The organism is Streptomyces sp. NPDC048507 (assembly GCF_043199995.1).
Lineage (GTDB): Bacteria > Actinomycetota > Actinomycetes > Streptomycetales > Streptomycetaceae > Streptomyces.
The window spans coordinates 387,592-403,135 of the sequence record NZ_JBICWZ010000006.1; the positions used below are offsets into that span (position 1 = coordinate 387,592).

12 protein-coding genes are annotated in these 15,544 nt (G+C 75.5%); 5 read left to right on the plus strand and 7 right to left on the minus strand.

Annotated elements, in window-relative coordinates; all coding sequences use genetic code 11:
* Positions 1-24: 24 nt before the first annotated feature.
* From ACGFXC_RS19770 to ACGFXC_RS19790, 5 genes are all read right to left on the minus strand, one after another.
* Complete coding sequence (locus ACGFXC_RS19770) at positions 25-2,259, minus strand: molybdopterin-dependent oxidoreductase (RefSeq protein WP_393714427.1); 2,235 nt, start codon at positions 2,257-2,259, stop codon at positions 25-27.
* Positions 2,260-2,563: 304 nt separating this feature from the next.
* Positions 2,564-3,184, minus strand: a complete 621-nt coding sequence (locus ACGFXC_RS19775; protein ID WP_393714429.1) for a TetR/AcrR family transcriptional regulator — start codon at positions 3,182-3,184, stop codon at positions 2,564-2,566.
* A 45-nt stretch (positions 3,185-3,229) separates the two neighbouring features.
* A complete protein-coding gene (locus tag ACGFXC_RS19780; protein WP_393714431.1) occupies positions 3,230-4,567 on the minus strand; it encodes a hypothetical protein in 1,338 nt (445 codons plus the stop codon).
* Positions 4,568-4,629: 62 nt separating this feature from the next.
* Entirely contained in the window at positions 4,630-5,433 is an 804-nt protein-coding gene (locus ACGFXC_RS19785) for a hypothetical protein (protein WP_393714595.1), read from the minus strand.
* 454 nt (positions 5,434-5,887) lie between these two features.
* Positions 5,888-8,026, minus strand: a complete 2,139-nt coding sequence (locus ACGFXC_RS19790) for a right-handed parallel beta-helix repeat-containing protein (RefSeq protein WP_393714432.1) — start codon at positions 8,024-8,026, stop codon at positions 5,888-5,890.
* 179 nt (positions 8,027-8,205) lie between these two features.
* Here ACGFXC_RS19790 and hmgA point away from each other — a divergent pair, with 179 nt between their 5' ends.
* Positions 8,206-9,534 carry a homogentisate 1,2-dioxygenase gene (hmgA, locus tag ACGFXC_RS19795; protein WP_393714434.1) on the plus strand — a complete coding sequence of 443 codons (1,329 nt, stop codon included), beginning with the start codon at positions 8,206-8,208 and terminating at the stop codon, positions 9,532-9,534.
* Positions 9,535-9,619: 85 nt separating this feature from the next.
* Positions 9,620-10,369, plus strand: a complete 750-nt coding sequence (locus tag ACGFXC_RS19800; protein ID WP_393714436.1) for a GntR family transcriptional regulator — start codon at positions 9,620-9,622, stop codon at positions 10,367-10,369.
* Between the two features lie 40 nt (positions 10,370-10,409).
* On the opposite strand, the gene ACGFXC_RS19805 is transcribed toward ACGFXC_RS19800, so the two are convergent.
* Positions 10,410-10,580, minus strand: coding sequence for a hypothetical protein (locus ACGFXC_RS19805; RefSeq protein ID WP_393714437.1), 171 nt, complete (start codon positions 10,578-10,580; stop codon positions 10,410-10,412).
* A gap of 141 nt (positions 10,581-10,721) precedes the next feature.
* Here ACGFXC_RS19805 and ACGFXC_RS19810 point away from each other — a divergent pair, with 141 nt between their 5' ends.
* Together ACGFXC_RS19810 and ACGFXC_RS19815 are read left to right on the plus strand one after the other, a co-directional pair.
* Positions 10,722-11,846, plus strand: a complete 1,125-nt coding sequence (locus ACGFXC_RS19810) for a type ISP restriction/modification enzyme (protein WP_393714597.1) — start codon at positions 10,722-10,724, stop codon at positions 11,844-11,846.
* A gap of 77 nt (positions 11,847-11,923) precedes the next feature.
* Positions 11,924-13,186, plus strand: a complete 1,263-nt coding sequence (locus ACGFXC_RS19815) for a CaiB/BaiF CoA transferase family protein (RefSeq protein ID WP_393714599.1) — start codon at positions 11,924-11,926, stop codon at positions 13,184-13,186.
* A 126-nt stretch (positions 13,187-13,312) separates the two neighbouring features.
* Here ACGFXC_RS19815 and ACGFXC_RS19820 read toward each other — a convergent pair whose 3' ends face one another.
* Positions 13,313-13,582: a hypothetical protein gene (locus ACGFXC_RS19820; protein ID WP_266578052.1), complete on the minus strand. Its 270-nt coding sequence runs from the start codon at positions 13,580-13,582 to the stop codon at positions 13,313-13,315.
* Between the two features lie 270 nt (positions 13,583-13,852).
* Between ACGFXC_RS19820 and ACGFXC_RS19825 the strand changes: the two genes are divergently transcribed.
* Positions 13,853-15,532 (plus strand): serine/threonine-protein kinase, encoded by a 1,680-nt coding sequence (locus ACGFXC_RS19825; RefSeq protein ID WP_393714439.1) that lies wholly within the window; start codon positions 13,853-13,855, stop codon positions 15,530-15,532.
* Positions 15,533-15,544 lie beyond the last annotated feature (12 nt).

The window sequence follows — 15,544 nt, forward strand, 5'->3', positions numbered from 1 at the left end:
GAGCAATAAGCGCAAAACCCCAGCTCAGGGCAGGGGTACCAGCTCCACGGGGAAGCCGTTGAGCACCGCCGTGCCGGAGAGCGGGTCGAGTCGGCTCCCGTCGAGGAGCTGGTTGACGTTGACCCCCGGCGCGGCGGCCGCCACCGCGAGACGGGTGCCGGAACGGTCGTGGCCCCAGCCGTGCGGAAGGCTGACCACCCCGGTGCGGACGGAGTCGGTGACCTCGACAGGGACCTCCAGGCTGCCGCCGTCGGCGGTGACCCTGGCCCGGCCCCCGTCGGTGAGGCCGAGCCGCTCGGCGTCGCGCGGATGGACCTGGAGGGTGCAGCGGTTGGAACCTCCGGTGAGGGCCGGGACGTTGTGCAGCCAGCTGTTGTTGGACCGCAGGTGGCGGCGGCCCACGAGCACCAGGGCGGCGGGGCGGTCGGCGAGCGCCGCGCGCAGCCGGGGGAGCTCGGCCGCGATCGGCTCCGGCAGCAGCTCGATCCTGCCGCTGCGGGTCCGGAGCACGCCCGGGAGCCGCGGCCGCAGCGGGCCGAGGTCGATGCCGTGCGGGTGGGAGAGGAGCCGCTCCAGGCTGAGCCCGGCCGGCTGCCCGGCGGGGTCGAACAGGTCCCCGTACGGGCCGAGCCGGAGCATCAGGTCGAGCCGGCGCTCCGGGCCGTTCTCGCCGGTGAGCCGCGCGGCGAGAGCGGCGGGGTCCGCGCCGTGCAGCGGGGAGCGCCGGTCGGCGGTCTCCTTGGCGAGGGCTGCCCGGATGGCCGGCTCGTCGACGGCGGACGGCCCCGCTGTGCCGTCCGCGCCGGAGACGGCCAGGACGAGGCGGGCGTGGATCTCGCACTCGTCGAGCCGCCCGGCTTCGAGGGGGACGGCGGCGCGGGTGTAGCGCACCTGGTTGCGGACGGCGAAGCCGTTGAAGGCGAAGTCGTGGTGGGCGCTCTGGGACGGGGGCGGCGGCGGCAGGACGACGTGGGCGTGGCGGGAGGTCTCGTTCAGGTAGGGGTCGACGCTGACCATGAAGTCGAGCCCGGCCAGGGCGGCGTCGAGCCGACGCCCGTCGGGGGCGGACAGCACCGGGTTGGCGGCGATGGCGACGAGGGCGCGGATCCGCCCCTCCCCCGGGGTTTCGATCTCTTCGGCCAGGGCGGCGATGGGCAGTTCGCTCTTGGCCTCGGGGTGGGCGCTGACCCGGCTGCGCCAGCGGCCGAGCGCGAAACCCCGGCCGGGACCCGCGGGGCGGGGCCGCGGGCCGGCCGCCGCGAGCGGGAAGAGGGCTCCGCCCGGCCGGTCGAGGTTGCCGGTGAGGATGTTCAGTACGTCGACCAGCCAGCTGGCGAGCGTGCCGTACTCGACGGTGCAGCTGCCGATCCGCCCGTAGACGGCGGCGGTCGGCGCGGCGGCGAGATCGCGGGCGAGGTCTCGGATCCCGGCGGCCGTGAGGTCGCAGGCGGGGGCGACGTCCTCAGGGGTGAAACGGGCGAGGGCGTCGGCGAGTTCCTCCAGTCCCCCGGTGTGTTCCGCGAGCCGGCCGGGGGCCGCGAGCTTCTCGGAGAGGAGGGTGTGCGCGAGCGCGGCGAGCAGCAGGGCGTCGCTGCCGGGCCGGGGCGCGAGGTGCCGGTCGGCGAGCCGGGCGGTGCGCGTGCTCCGCGGGTCGACGACCACGAGGGTGCCGCCGCGGGCCCGCAGCGCCCTCAGCCGGCCGGGGAAGTCGGGGGCGGTGCACAGGGAGCCGTTGGACTCGACCGGGTTGGCGCCGAGCAGCAGCAGGAAGTCGGTGTGGTCGAGGTCGGGTACCGGGATGGCGAAGGGGTCGCCGAAGAGCAGCCCGCTGGAGACGTGTTTGGGCATCTGGTCGAGGGTGCTGGCGGTGAAGAGGTTGCGGGTGCCGAGGGCGCCGACGAGCAGCGGCGGGTAGAGGGCGCCGGCCATGGTGTGGACGTTCGGGTTGCCGAGGACCACGCCGACGGACTGCGGTCCGTGCGCCCGGACCAGGGCGGGGACGGTGGCGGCGATGGCGGCGTAGGCCTCCTCCCAGGTGGCCTCGCGCAGTCGTCCGGCGCGGCGGACCAGCGGGGTGCGCAGCCGGTCGGGGTCCGCGTCGAGCGCCCCGAAGGCGGCTCCCTTGGGGCAGACGAAGCCTCGGCTGAAGACGTCGTCGCGGTCGCCCCGGGCGCCGGTGACGGTGGTCCCCTCGATGGTGAGGGTGAGGCCGCAGGTGGCTTCGCAGAGCGGGCAGATGCGCGGGGCGGTGCGGGGCATGGGCCCTCCGGGGGCAGCTGGCGGCGGCACGGGCGCGGCCCGGCACGGCCCCGGCGGTACGGTCCGGCCGCACGGCACGCGCGGCCGGTACGGCCCGGCCGTACGCCACGGGCAGGCGGGCGCCCCGAGCATACCGACCGGTAGGCACGTACGGGAGGGGGCTGCGGCGGGCGCCGGCCGGGGGCGACCGGACCGTACGCGGCGGCCCGGGGGCCGGCGGGAGCCACCCGGGGCGGACGGTCGGGAAGGCGGCCGGGCGGGCCGCCGGGCGAGCGATCGGACGGCCGGGCGGACGGGCGGGCCGTCAGTCCAGGACGCGGGCCAGGTAGGAGTGCATCATGGCCCGCGTTTCGACGACGATCCCGGGATCTCCGGCCGGATCGGACCGGAAGGCCAGCTGGACGAGCGCGTCGGTGGCCTCGACGCAGACCAGGACCGCCCGTTCGAGGGTCGGGTCGGGGCTCAGCCCGAGGTGGCCGCACATCAGCGCGGTGAGGCGCTCGGCGACCTGGTGGTTGGGGTCGGAGGCCGGCCCCTCGGCGGGCGGCGCGGGCACGCCGAAGTCGACGAGGGCGAACCCGGGGACGCTGCGCTTCATGGCCAGGTACTCGTCCAGGATGGCGTCCACGACGGGCCGCCAGTGCGTGGCCGGGACGGCGGTGAGCCGGCGCTGGATGCCGTCGGCGTAGCGGTCGAGGTTGCGGTGGGCGAGCGCGACGGCCATGGCCCGCTTGTTGCCGAAGAAGCGGTAGACGGATCCGATGGGCACTCCGGCGCGCAGGGCGACGGCGCGGGTGCTGAGGTTCTCGTAGCCGGTCTCGTCGAGGAGTTCGGCGCAGGCGTCGAGGATCCGGGCGAGGCGTTCGGCGCTGCGCTGCTGGACCGGGGTCCGTCGCAGGGGGTGGGCGGGAGGCACGGGGTCCATCATGCCGCTCCAGACGTGTGGGTCCAGCGCTCCGGCGGCGGGGCGTCAGTTCAGCAGGAGGGTGAGGCCGCCGATCGTGTAGGTGACCATCAGCGCGAGCAGCGGCAGCTGGCCGGCCACGGCCCGGGCGGGCGGGAAGAGGCGCACGGAGCGGTCGTGCGCGGCGATCACTCCGAGTACGTGGCCGCCGACGACGGCGATCACCTGGAGGGCGGCCAAACCCCCGGGACCCAAGGGGGAACTGGGCTCGGGGGCGTTGTCAGTGCCGAGTGCCATGATGACTGTGCGTGGCCCTTCGGTCACCAGGAGGGAGAAGTAGTGGGCGATCAGATAGCCGAGGGCGATCGGTACGAGTGAGTGCGCGAAGGCCGTCAGGGGGCGCGGGTGCGGTCCGCTGACGAGGCGGGTGGCTGCCGCGCACAGGCAGTAGAGGGTGGCGACGAGGGCGATGGAAACGAGCAGTCCGAGCGTGGCCGCGGGGGTGCGGCCGAGGGGGGAGGTCTGGACGGTGTTGATCCAGGCGGGGTTGTCGGAGTAGCCGTCGTAGGCGGTGGAGCCGAGCAGGACGCAGACGGTGGCGACGAGTCCGGGCCGCTCGGGCGTCGCGTCGAGTCCGTGGAAGGGGTTGCGCAGGACCAGGAGGCCGTCGTCGCGGCGGCCGAGCGGGGAGAGCCGGGCCAGCAGGCCGGAATAGGCCTCGAAGGCGTCGGCGTCGGTGAACCAGCGCTCGCCGAAGCGGGCGGCGAGCAGCAGGTGCAGGGCGGTGTATCCGGTGAGGGCGATCAGGAGCGTGGTGGTGGATGCGGGATCGGGCGAGACGAGTTCGAGCCAGGTGAAGCCGAACAGCCCGGCGGCGGCGGGCCACAGGCCGATCCCGGCGGGCAGGGGCCGGCCTGCGGCGGGCGGGTGGCGGCGGGCCCGGGAGAGCAGCCGGTGCAGGGTGCGCAGCGGGTTGAGGAGGCGCCAGACGGGGCCGAGGAGGAGGGAGGCGGGGACGAGTCCGACCCAGAGGAGGACGTAGACGGCGCCGGGAGCGGGGTTGCGGCCGGGGTCGTCGGGACCGAGCAGGAGGTGGAGGAGCACGGTGAGGGCTGCGGCGAGACCGAGTCCGCGCAGGGCGGTGCGGGTGGCCGGCGCGTCGGCCACCCGCTGGAGCCCGGCGGGCAGGGGCAGGCCCGCGCGGTTGCCGCGGAAGCGGGAGGAGGACCAGAGGAGACCGAGCGCGAGGAAGGAGACGAACAGGGCCGCGAAGGCTCCGGCGAAGGCGTAGAAGGGAGAGATGGGCAGGTCGTGCTGGGAGCCGATTCCGTGCGCGAGCAGGGTCGACGGGTCGGCCGGGTGAAGGACCACGCCCTGGCCCGCCCCCGGCACGGACTCCGCCATCGGCACGGGCATCGGGCCCCGCACCGATCCCGGCATCGGGGCCGCCGCCCCGGGGCCGGGGGTCATCGGACGAGGAGCTGGGTCAGGACGAGCCCGGACGCGTGGGTCTCCACCTCGAAGAGGCCCGTGCGGTCGGCGGTCAGGACCAGGGTGGCCTCTTGGCCGGCGGGCAGGGCGAGTTCCTTGTCGTAGCCGTGTACGTGCAGGGTGTCGGCGCGGTCGCTCGTGACCCGCAGGGCGATGCGCTCGCCGCGCTTGACCTCGGTGCGTCCGGTCGCGGGGACGACCTTGCCGTCCCGGACGGCGAGGGTGACGGTGCGGTCGGCCTGCGGCGCTCCGGGGGGCGCCGACGGGGCGGTCGGGGTGGCCGCGGGATGGCTGTGGGACTCCTGGCCCGGAGGACCCCCGGTCAGCGCGACGGACGCCTCGACCGGTTTCCCGGCGACGGCCCAGGCTGTGTGGTCGTCGGCGTAGAGGCGGACGGTCAGGGTGTGCGCGCCCTCGGGCACCTGCGCGGCGGGCAGGTGGAACCAGGGGCCGTACACCCGGGCCAGTTTGTGGCCGTCGAGGTCGAGGTGGGCGTGGCCGCCGCCCGGGAGGGCGGCGCCCCCGGTGCTGTCGGGGGTGAAGCGGAAGTTCGTCACGGTCAGCTGGAGGTTCCAGCCGTCCTCGGAGTCGGGGCGGGCGGCGAGCTTCACCTGCGGCGCGCCGTCTGCGGGGACCTCGCGCAGGGGGTGGCCGCCGCCGTCCTGGGCGGCCAGCAGGGTGCCGGTGCTGCCGGATGCCTGTTCGTGGGTGGTACCGGGCTTGTGGTGGGTGGTGGCCCTGCCGCCGCAGCCGCCGGCGGCGCCGCCTGTGAGCAGCAGGAGTACGGCGACGAGCGCCGCCGTACGGGCGGGCCGTCGGCGCGGCCCCCGCCCGGCCGGGGAGCCGGACGGCGCCCCGGGCTCGGGGCGGGAGCCGGGCGGCCGGCAGACGTCGCACCGGATGCGGTCCTGTGCGGGGACGTTCACTTCGGTCCTCCGAGGGGTGTGGGAGCGGGCCGCGCCCTGCGGTGCCCCCGCCGGGGCCCGTGACCCGCGTGCCGGGCGGCCGGCCCCCGGTGGGGCGGGCCGGCGTGCTTGCGCTCGGGCGGGGGGCCGCTCGTCGTGGCGGGCGGTTCGGTGCGAGGGCGCGGCGCGAGGGTGCTCGGCTTCGTGGGTGGCACGGCGGCGCGGGCGCCGCAGGCCGGGCCGTGGTACCGGCCGCCGCTCGCCGCGACGCGGGCACCGGGCGGTGCCCGCTGCGGTGCGGCGGCGGGCGGCGCGGGTCGGACACCCCCTAGGGGGTGGGTCGGGGGTTCGGGTCGTCGGCGTGGCGGCTGAGGGCCGGGGCGGGGCCGGCGGGGACGGGGACCCGGTCGCCCGACGGGGTGTCGCCCGGGCCGGAGGGGCGGGCCGGGGCGGGCGGGCCGGGGCGGGCCGCGGCGACGACGGCCCACAGCACCCACACCACCGCCACCAGGGCCCGTATCCAGGCCGGGCTCAGCGGGATCCAGGGGATCATCAGGACGGCCTTGTCGAAGGCGTCCAGCAGGGTCAGGGCCCCCAGGAGCAGGGTCAGGCGCGCCAGCCAGGGGCGTTCGGGCCGCAGGGCCAGCCCTGCGCCGGTCCACCACAGGCCGAGCAGGAGGAGGGCCAGCGCGGGGACGAAGGTGTCCTGGAGGGGCATGGTGGAGCCCGCCACGTCCAGGGCCAGCCCGGCCAGCCCCAGCGCGGACGCCGCCGTGCCCAGCCGTGAGCCGCGCAGGCGGCGCCACCACAGCACCCCGCCGACGAGCAGCAGCACCGCCGCCACCGCCAGGGCGAGCTGCGTCTCCACTCGCTCCAGTCCGCGGGCCCCGTACCAGTCGCAGCCGGCCGGGAGCTTGCGGGCCTGGACGTTGTAGTCGGCGCAGACCAGCAGCTGCGTGAGCTTCAGCGGTTCGCCGACCAGCCGGGCGGAGCCGCCGCTGACCGTCCCGCGCTCGTCCCCGCACTGCGGCAGGGTGCCCGGGGTGGAGCCGTCGGGGCCGTCCTGCCAGCAGTTGCCCCGGCCCTGCCCGTCCCACCACACGTCGGTGCCGTTGGGGCGGGAGGCACCGGTCCTGTCCTTGCCGAGGACGTTGCCCGCGTACCGGTTGTGGTGGGAGGTGTCGGTCTGCTTGGACCACTTCTCCTCGCCGCGGATGAAGGCCGGTACCGCGCTGAGGAAGAAGCCCGCGCGCCGGTGCCCGTACACCCAGTTGTCCTCGTAGAGGTTCCAGTTGCCGCCCGCGGTGATGATGCCGGTGCCCGGCGGCATCGAGATCTGCGGGCAGACCACCCCCTGCTCGTAGCCGCGTTCGACGGGCGGCTTCGCACAGGTGCCGTCGGCGACGTAGTGGTAGTAGTCGGCGTTGTTGTCGTGGATCAGGTTCCGCTCGAAGCGGGCGTGGTTCTGCGGCAGGCCGGGGTGTCCGGGGAAGGCGCTGTCCATCGAGGCGCCGCCCATGTTCTGGTCGAACTCGTTGTCGTGCACCCACACCGAGTCCCCGGCGGTGCCCGAGTAGCCGACCATGTTGTGGTGGCTGCGGCAGCCGGTGATCTCGATGGAGTACCGGGGCACGTCGTAGCCGCGCCCGTCGTTGATGTTCGAGGCGCTGCCCGGGTAGATGCCGGAGTCGCCGTTGCCGTACGACTCGCAGTTCTTGTACAGGCCGTGGTCGCTGGCGAAGGTCAGGAAGCCGTACTCGTCGTTCCAGCGGGTCAGCACGTCGTCGATGACGAAGCCGTCGCCGGCCAGCACGTACAGCGAGTTGAAGGTGGTGCGCTGCGCGGTGAAGTTGCGGAAGTAGACGCCGTCCGACTGGTCGGCGCGGATGGCGTTGAGCTTCTGGTACTTGGCGTCGATGACGACGTCGGTGCGGGCGGCGCCGGTCCCTTCGATCTGGAGGCCGGTCTTGCCGAGGATGGCGACGAGGTTCTGGTTGTGCCGGCACCGCACCTGCTGCTCGTAGGACAGGATCTGGTAGCCCAGCGCGGAGTTGGGGGCCTTCAGCTGCGCGCATTCGCCCGTCGGCTTGGGGAGCGAGGGCTCCTCCTCGTAGAGGCCGGGGAGGATCGCGATGTTCATGCCTGGTCGGTCGACGGCGTCGACGGCCTCCTGGAGGTGGCGGTAGCCGGACTTCTCGCAGCGTTCGTAGAGGGCGAGGTTGCGGGTCCGCAGGTCCTCCGGGAAGGCGGCGATCCGGCGCTCGAAGGCGGGCCGGTCGGTCTTGCAGACGATCAGGTCGGGCTCGGTCGCGCGGTAGGCGGGGACGGAGCCGGTGCCGTCGGGGAGGGTGACGGGGCGCTCTTCGTGCGCGCGGGCGTCGGGCGCGGCGGCGAAGAGGGACAGGAGGGCGAGCAGGGCGGCGAGGAGCGCCGCCGGCACGGCAGGGAACCTGCGGGTCCACGACATGCGCGAGAGAGTAGAGCATTGTTCATCTTTTGGGATCCCCCCGTGCGGCGATCCGGTGGCACGCGCCGGGATCGCCGCCCCGGCGGATTCGGCCACGCGGCCGCCGGACGGCGTTGACGGGCGGCGCGCGGAATCCTACTGTCAGCCATAGGATTCCTTCGACGGAACGGGAGCAGCCCATGAGTGAGCAGGCCAGGAAGACGGCGGAGGAGCTGGAGTACCTCACCGGCTTCGGCAACGAGCACAGCTCGGAGGCCGTGCCCGGCGCACTCCCCCACGGCCGCAACTCCCCCCAGCGCGCCCCCCTCGGCCTGTACGCGGAGCAGCTCAGCGGCAGCGCGTTCACCGAGCCCCGCCGCCACAACCGCCGCTCGTGGCTGTACCGGATCCGCCCCTCGGCCGCGCACCCGGCCTTCGTGCGCACCGACAACGGCGCCCTGCGGACCGCGCCCTTCACCGAGGCGGTCCCCGACCCCAACCGGCTGCGCTGGAACCCGCTGCCCGACCCGGCGCCCGGCACCGACTTCCTGGCCGGGCTGTGGACCCTGGGCGGCAATGGCGACGCCGCGCAGCGCACCGGCATGGCCATCCACCTCTACGCCGCCAACGCCTCCATGACGGACCGGGTGTTCAGCGACTCGGACGGCGAGCTTTTGATCGTCCCGGAACGCGGCGGCCTGCTGCTGCGCACCGAGTTCGGTCTGCTCGCCGTCGGCCCCGGCGAGGTGGCCCTGATCCCGCGCGGCGTCCGCTTCCGCGTGGAGCTGCTGGACGGCGACACCGGCGCCGGCCCCGCCCGCGGATACGTCTGCGAGAACTACGGCCGGCCCTTCGAGCTGCCCGACCTGGGCCCGATCGGCGCCAACGGCCTCGCGGCCGCCCGTGACTTCCGGGCGCCGGTGGCCGCGTACGAGGACGTGGAGCGCCCGACCGAGGTGGTCAACAAGTTCTGCGGCAACCTCTGGTCCGCGAGCTACGGCCACTCCCCGCTGGACGTGGTGGCCTGGCACGGCACGCACGTCCCGTACGTGTACGACCTGCGCCGCTTCAACGTCATCGGGTCGATCAGCCACGACCACCCCGACCCCTCGATCTTCACGGTGCTGACCGCGCCCTCCGACACGCCGGGACTGGCGGGAGTGGACTTCGTGGTGTTCGCGCCGCGCTGGCTCGTCGGCGAGGACACCTTCCGGCCCCCGTACTTCCACCGCAACGTGATGAGCGAGTACATGGGCCTGATCGAGGGTGCCTACGACGCCAAGGCGGAGGGCTTCGTCCCCGGTGGCGGTTCGCTGCACAACATGATGTCCGCGCACGGCCCCGACCGGGAGACCTTCGACCGGGCCAGCGCCGCCGAGCTCAAGCCGCAGAAGATCGACGACGGCCTGGCCTTCATGTTCGAAACCCGCTGGCCGATCACCGCCACCCCCCAGGCGGCCGGTGCGGACCACCTCCAGCGCGGATACGACGACGTCTGGGAGGGTCTCCAGCGCCACTTCCGCGCCTAACATGCGCATGCGCGGGCACGGCGGGAACACGACGTGCGCGCGCCGCCGCCCGCGCTCCAGCCTGCCGCCGTTCGGAGAACCACCCGTGACCGCCTTCGCCCCCGACTCCCTCGTGCTGAACCGGAAACTGCCCCTCTGGTACCAGGTGTCCCAGTCCTTGCGCGCCTCCATACTCGGACGCACCCCGGACGCCTCCCTGCGCCTGCCGACCGAGGAGCAGCTCGCCGAGCACTACGGGGTGAGCGTCCTGACGATGCGGCAGGCGCTCAAGGAGCTGGAGGGCGAGGGGCTGATCAGCCGGCACCGGCGGCGCGGCACCTTCATCGAGCCGGGCGCCCGGCGCAGCGCCCCCGTGCGGCTGCTGGGGTCGGTCGACGCGATCGTCGCCCAGCAGTCGGGCGAACGTACGACGGTTCTCGGCCGTGAGCGGACCCCGGTGTCCGGGGAGCTCCTGGAGCACTTTCCGGACACCCCCGAGGTGGTGACGTACCGCAGGCTCCGGCACGACGGGGAGAGCGGGGAGCCGACCAACTGGGCGGAGAACGCGGTGCGCCCGGAGTTCGCCGACGCCGTGCGGCTGGACGATCTGGTGCGCTGGCCGATGACGAAGGTGCTGCGCGACGTGGTCGGGGTCCGGATCAGCCGGATCACCGACACCGTCGAGGCGCGGCTGGCGGACCCGGTCACGGCCGAGCTGCTCCAGGTGCCGCTGCTGAGCCCGATCCTGCACTACACGGGCGTGACGTACGACGAGGACGGGCGGGTGGCCGACGTGGCGCGGATCCGCTACCGGGGCGACCGCTTCTCCTTCACGGTGACGGTCGACGCGCCCTGATTCCGGAGCCGTACGGCGGGGCCGGGCCGCGCGGCCCCGCTCAGGGCCTGCGGTCGCCCGGCTCCTCCGCGCCCCGCTCCCCCTCGGCCTGCGAGGGCGTCGTGCGCATCGTCTGGGGATGCCGCTCCTCGCGCTGCTTGTCGTCCATGTCCTCGTCGAGGCGCTCGCCCTCGGCCTGCGAAGGCGTCGAATACTCGTCGTACTGGCTCATGCCCGACTCCCGGTTCCGTACGGATGCGTGCGTAGGCGTACATAAGGAGCGTAACGCTTCGGCCGGGACGCGGCCCGGGCCCGGCGGACCGTCGCTACCATCTGCCGGGTGAGCGACGACGTACCGCTGCTGGACGATCTGATGCCCTGGTCCGTGGGCGGCCTGCGCCTGGGCAGGGACTGGGTGGCCGCGCCCGATCCGGCCACCCTGCGGGCCCGCTGGACGGCCCTGACCGGCGCCGAAGGGCCCGAGCGGGAGCGGCTGTTCCGCCCGAGCCGGACCCGTACGCCCGCCGCCGGGGCGGCCGCCCTCCCGGGGCAGCGGACGGCGGCCACGGCCCGGTTCTCCGAGGCGCCCGGCCCCTTCCCGGATCCCGTACGGGTGCTCCGCGCACCCTTCGACGAGCAGTGGCTGCTGCCCGACCAGCGGCTCATCGACGCGGCCCGCCCGGAGCTGTGGCGGGTCCTCGACGCGCAGCAGCTGTTCGTCACCGACACCCCGGAACCCCTGGTCACCGCCCACCTCCCGGCGGGCCGGCTCGGCCGGATCCGCCCCCTGCACCGCCGCCCGGGCGGGGCGGAGCCGAACCTGGCGCCGGGGCTGCTGCCGCTGCTGGGGGCCCGCCACGGCGGCTGGGTCACCCCCGAGGACGTGCTGTGCTGGATCCTCGCCGCGGGCCGGCCGGGTCCGCGCGGTCACGAGGTCCCCCTCGCGGCGGACCCGGAGCGCTGGCGGGCCGGGCTGGAGCTGGGCCACCGCCTCCTGACCGTCCAGCTGCGCGGGGCGCGCGGCGGGGAGCCGCCCCGGCTGCCCGCCGGCCGGCGCCCGTACGTCCGGGCGGCGGTCACGGCCTGGCCGCGGGAGCTCCGCCACGACCCGCAGACCGCGGAGCTGTTCCTCGGGGACGGGGTCGTCTCCCCGGTACCGGCGGCGGCCTGGGAGTACGAGGTCCAGGGCGCCCGCGTGCTGGAGTCCTGGTTCGCCGCCCGGAACGCGCACCGCGACCCCGCTGCGCGGGGGCTGGAGGCGCTCGGACCCGCCGAGTGGCCGCAGGCCTGGACCTCGGAGCTGACGGCCCTGGTGACGACCCTGGCGCTGCTGGCCGATCTGGCCCCGGAGCGGGCGGCGTTCGCCCCGGGCCCCTCGCTGACCGCGGACGCGCTCGCGGCGGCGGGGGTGCTGCCGCCGCCGCACTGGGCCCGGCGCCCGGCCTCGGTGCTGGACCACCACGAGGAGGGCCCGGGCGGCCAGTTCGCGCTGCTCTAGTCGGCCGCGGCCACGGCGGGCGCGGGGGCGGGGGGTGACAGGGCGGGGGGTGGCGGGATAGGGATCGGGGCATGGACATGGACACCGAAGCCGCCTCCGGAGCCGAGCCGCACGCCCTTCCGCTCCCGCCCCCGCCCCCGCCGCCGCCCCAGCTCCCCCTCCCCCTCGCCGGGATCACCGTCGTCGCCGTCGAACAGGCCGTCTCCGCGCCCTTCGCCACCCGCCAGCTCGCCGACCTCGGCGCCCGGGTCGTCAAGGTGGAGCGCCCCGACGGCGGCGACTTCGCCCGCGCCTACGACACCGCCGCCCAGGGCCTGGCCTCGCACTTCGTGTGGGCCAATCGCGGCAAGGAGTCCGTCGCGCTCGACCTGAAGGACCCGCGCGGGCTGGCGGCACTGCACCGGCTGCTGGACGGTGCGGACGTCTTCGTCCAGAACCTCGCGCAGGGGGCCGCCGCCCGGCTCGGGCTCGACGCGGCCGCCCTGTGCGCACGCTATCCGCGACTGGTCGCGGTGGACGTCTCCGGCTACGGACCCGAGGGCCCGTACGCCCACAAGCGCGCGTACGACATGCTCGTGCAGTGCGAGGCCGGCCTGGTCTCGGTGACCGGCACCCCGCAGACGCCCGTGAAGGCGGGGATCCCGGCGGCCGACATCGCCGCGGCCATGTACGCCTTCTCCGGGGTGCTCGCCGCCCTCCTGCGCCGGGGGACGACCGGGCGCGGCGGGCCGGTGGAGGTGTCGATGCTGGACGCGCTCGCCGAGTGGATGGGCCATCCGCTGCACCACACCATGCACGGCGGGGAACAACCCGTACGGACGGGCCTCGCGCACGCCGTGATCGCGCCCTACGACGCCTACGCGACGGCCGACGGGGACCGCGTACTGCTCTCGGTGCAGAACGACCGGGAGTGGCGGCGCCTGGCCGGGCAGGTGCTGGAGCGGCCCGACCTCGCGCACGACCCGGCCTACGCGACGAACGCGGCCCGCACCCGGGGGCGGGAGAAGACGGACGCGGTGGTGGCCGAGGCCCTCGGCCGGCTCGGGGCGGACGAGGCGATCGGGCGGCTGGAGGCGGCCGGGATCGCGTGCGCGCGGCTCAACTCGGTGGCGCGGCTGGCCGGGCACCCGCAGCTGGCGGCACGGGACCGCTGGCGGCAGGTGGGTTCGCCGGCGGGCCCGCTGCGGGCGCTGCTGCCGCCGATCGGACTGCCGGGCGGCCCGGAGGCGCGGATGGGCGCGGTGCCCGCGCTGGGCGAACACACCGACACCGTGCTGCGCGCCCTGGGGATGACGGGCGCGCAGATCGCGGCACTGCGCCGGGACGGTGTGATCGCCTGAGGCCGGGGGTCCGGGGTTTCCGGCGCCACCGGGGGGCTCCGGCGACACCGGAAGGACCCGCCGGCGCCGGAGGGGAGACGGGGGCCGGGGTGCGGCCGGGCCGGACCGGCCGCGCCGCGGGGGCAGTTACGAGCGGCGGCTGCCGAAGAGCGTGCGACGCAGCCTGCGCAGCGGGGCGAACAGCGCGACGCGCGCGCTCCGGCTCCGCTGGACGTGCGTGTGGTCGCGGGAGGTGAGCTCGCGCATCAGCAGGGTCGCCTCGGCCGTCTCGTGGTGCGGGACGGCGGGACCGCCCAGCACGGCGAGATGGCGGTCGAGGCGCGAGCTGACCGCGCTGCTGCCGCAGGTGATGGCAGGCACGCGGGGCGGCCTGCTGCGCATTGCTATCTGTTCCATGTCTCTCCCCACCCGTACGAGGGCACCCGGCCCGGGCAGGGTAACCCTATCGCCCCGGCGTCACACTCGGGTATCCCGGTGGTGTGAATTACCCCTGTAGTTACGGGTAGTTGACGATTACCCAGCGGAGTCGCCCGTCACTCTCCGCACAATCGGGCCGACGTGGCGCACGCTCCGTGAGGACGTCCGGAGAGTGCCGTCACGACAGGGGCCACCGGGCGCGCACTGCGCTAACTTGGAGTGATCGCCCGGTGACGCTTGGGGGTAGGCGTGCGTGGGAACGAAGTCGCGAACGAGGACGGCGCGGCCGCGCGTGTCGTCGCCGGACGGTACCGGCTGCTCGGCCCGCTGGGCCGCGGCGGCATGGGCGTGGTCTGGCGGGCCCGGGACGAGGTGCTCGGCCGTGAGGTCGCGGTCAAGGAGGTGCGGGCACCGGCCGGCCTGGACGCGGCCGACGTGGCGCGGATGTACCGGCGCCTGGAGCGGGAGGCCTGGGCGGCCGCCCGGATCTCGCACCGCGGGGTGGTCACCGTCTACGACGTGGCGGCCGAGGACGGGCGCCCCTGGATCGTCATGGAACTGGTGCGCGGGCTCTCGCTGGCGGAGGTGCTGGAGGGCGAGGGCCCGATGGAACCGCAGCGGGCCGCGCACCTCGGCGAGCAGGTGCTGGCCGCACTGCGCTCCGCGCACGGGGTGGGGGTGCTGCACCGGGACGTGAAGCCCGCCAACGTGCTGGTCGCCAATGACGGGCGGGTGGTGCTGAGCGACTTCGGGATCGCGAGCCTGGAGGGGTCGTCGGCGATCACGATGACCGGCGAAGTGGTCGGCTCCCCCGAGTTCCTCGCGCCGGAGCGCGCGTTGGGACGGGAGCCGGGGCCGGAGTCGGACCTGTGGTCGCTCGGGGTGATGCTGTACGCCGCCGTGGAGGGGGTCACCCCGTTCCGGCGGGACACCCCGCTGTCCACGCTGCGGGCAGTGGTGGACGGGGAGCTGCCGCCGCCGCGCCGGGCCGGCGCGCTGGAACCCGTACTGGAGGGGTTGTTGCAGAAGGATCCGCAGGAGCGGCTGACGGCGGCGGAGGCGGCCCGGATGCTGCGGATCATCGGCGCGGGCGGCACCGTGCGCGCGCCCGGCGCGGCGGTGGCGGGCTCCGAGGCCCCGACGGCCGTCCTGCCCCGGGGGGAGACGCCCCCCGCACCCCGCGCGCAGACCCCGCCGCTGCCGCTGCCCGTCACCGGCGGCGGGCCCGGCCCCCGTGCCTCGGCACAGGAGCCGGGGCGGGCCGGGCTGGTGCTGACCGTCGGGGTCGTGGCGCTGCTGTTGGTCCTGGCCCTGCTGGTGTGGCTCCTGGTGCGCGGGACCGGTTCCGGCGGCGGGACGTCGGCCGGGGCCGCCGGCTCCGCTCCGGCGTCGGCGTCGGCGCCCGCGGCGGGGTCCGGTCCGTCCCCGGCCTCCGGCTCGCCCACCCCCACGCCCAGCCCCACGCCCACGCCCTCGGCGTCCGCGAGTCCCACGCCCGTGCAGGACGTCACCGTCTACGTGCACACCCTGCGCGCCGCCTACACCGGAGCCTGCCCGCCGCCCGAGGTGAGCGCGCCCGCCTTCACGGGGACGCTGGAAGTGGCGCTCACGCCCGCCGTGGTGGAGTACCGCTGGGTCACGCGCGGCGGTTCCGCACCCGAACCGCAGTGGCGGAGCATCCTGTACGAGGCGGACGGGCCCCGCACCCGCCAGCTGAACCACACCGAGCCCGGCGCGGCGCCGGGGGGCACCTCCGCCGACGCGGTCCGGCTGGAGGTGCGCGGGCCCGTACAGAAGGCCTCTCCGTGGCTGGAGTTCTCCGTGACGTGCGAGGAGGAGACCCCGACGGGCGGGGCCTCCTCCCCTGTTCCTTCCGGCTCGCCGGGCGGGAGCGCGCCCGCGGCGCCGACCCCGGTGGCGGTTCCCTGAGCGGCGGCCGGC

Excerpts from the sequence above, each read along its gene's own strand:
- ACGFXC_RS19770 (WP_393714427.1), bottom strand. The coding sequence starts at position 2,259 with ATGCCCCGCACCGCCCCGCGCATCTGCCCGCTCTGCGAAGCCACCTGC.
- ACGFXC_RS19775 (WP_393714429.1), bottom strand. The coding sequence starts at position 3,184 with ATGGACCCCGTGCCTCCCGCCCACCCCCTGCGACGGACCCCGGTCCAG.
- ACGFXC_RS19780 (WP_393714431.1), bottom strand. The coding sequence starts at position 4,567 with ATGGCGGAGTCCGTGCCGGGGGCGGGCCAGGGCGTGGTCCTTCACCCG.
- ACGFXC_RS19790 (WP_393714432.1), bottom strand. The coding sequence starts at position 8,026 with ATGTCGTGGACCCGCAGGTTCCCTGCCGTGCCGGCGGCGCTCCTCGCC.
- hmgA (WP_393714434.1), top strand. The coding sequence starts at position 8,206 with ATGAGTGAGCAGGCCAGGAAGACGGCGGAGGAGCTGGAGTACCTCACC.
- ACGFXC_RS19805 (WP_393714437.1), bottom strand. The coding sequence starts at position 10,580 with ATGAGCCAGTACGACGAGTATTCGACGCCTTCGCAGGCCGAGGGCGAG.
- ACGFXC_RS19810 (WP_393714597.1), top strand. The coding sequence starts at position 10,722 with ATGCCCTGGTCCGTGGGCGGCCTGCGCCTGGGCAGGGACTGGGTGGCC.
- ACGFXC_RS19815 (WP_393714599.1), top strand. The coding sequence starts at position 11,924 with ATGGACACCGAAGCCGCCTCCGGAGCCGAGCCGCACGCCCTTCCGCTC.
- ACGFXC_RS19820 (WP_266578052.1), bottom strand. The coding sequence starts at position 13,582 with ATGGAACAGATAGCAATGCGCAGCAGGCCGCCCCGCGTGCCTGCCATC.